The sequence below is a fragment of the Halorubrum sp. SS7 genome (genome assembly GCF_005435055.1).
GTDB classification, from domain to species: domain Archaea; phylum Halobacteriota; class Halobacteria; order Halobacteriales; family Haloferacaceae; genus Halorubrum; species Halorubrum salinarum.
This window is the reverse complement of sequence record NZ_SGXV01000195.1, coordinates 1-715: the sequence shown is the minus strand read 5'-3', so window position 1 is coordinate 715 and position 715 is coordinate 1. Positions and strand designations below refer to the sequence as shown.

The following is a 715-nucleotide window of genomic DNA, read 5'->3' as shown; positions in this document are numbered from 1 at the left end:
ACGCGCTGTCGCTCGACGAGGAGTAGCCGACCACGACCCGGCGGCGAGCCCTCGTCGTCCGACCCTCAATTTGTAAGAATTACACAACACTCTTGCGCAGCGACCCGTCGCGTCGGTCGTCGGCGAGTTGGAGCAATCCGTCGATGAGTACACGAGTTGGCGTTCAGAAGTACTGTATAGGTGAGAACCGTTCGCCGACAGATCGATCCGAGCCGGCTATCGCAGTCCGATCGGTCACAACTTATAAGTTAATATAGTGTATTTTGTACAATACAGATGTCTGGTGTCGCGATCATCGGCGGCGGACCGACGGGACTGAACGCGGCCATCTACACGGCCCGAGCGGACAGGCGAACGCTCGTGTTCGACGACGGGGGCGGGACGACCCGGGACGTGGACACCATGGAGAACGTCTACGGGTTCCCGGACGGCGTCACCGGCCCGGAACTCGTCGATCTGGGACGGGAACACGCGCGGAAGTACGGGGCCGAGATCGTCGAGGAGGAGGTCGTTCGGATCGAGCCGGAGGGCGAGCGGTACCGCGTCGAGACGACGGTCGACGAGTACGTCGTCGACGGCGTGATACTCGCGACGGGCGCGGACTACGAGCGGCCGGCCATCGCGGACGTCGAGACGTACGAGGGCCACGGCGTCTCCTACTGCGTCGAGTGCGACGCCTACTTCTACCGCGACAGCCCCGTCGCGGTCGTCGGCA

At 63.5% G+C, this 715-nt stretch carries 1 protein-coding gene; it reads left to right on the top strand.

The annotated features are described in order from the left end of the window. Positions 1-276 precede the first annotated feature (276 nt). A partial coding sequence (locus EXE44_RS17570) for an NAD(P)/FAD-dependent oxidoreductase (RefSeq protein ID WP_137718019.1) occupies positions 277-715 on the top strand: 439 nt, incomplete at its 3' end.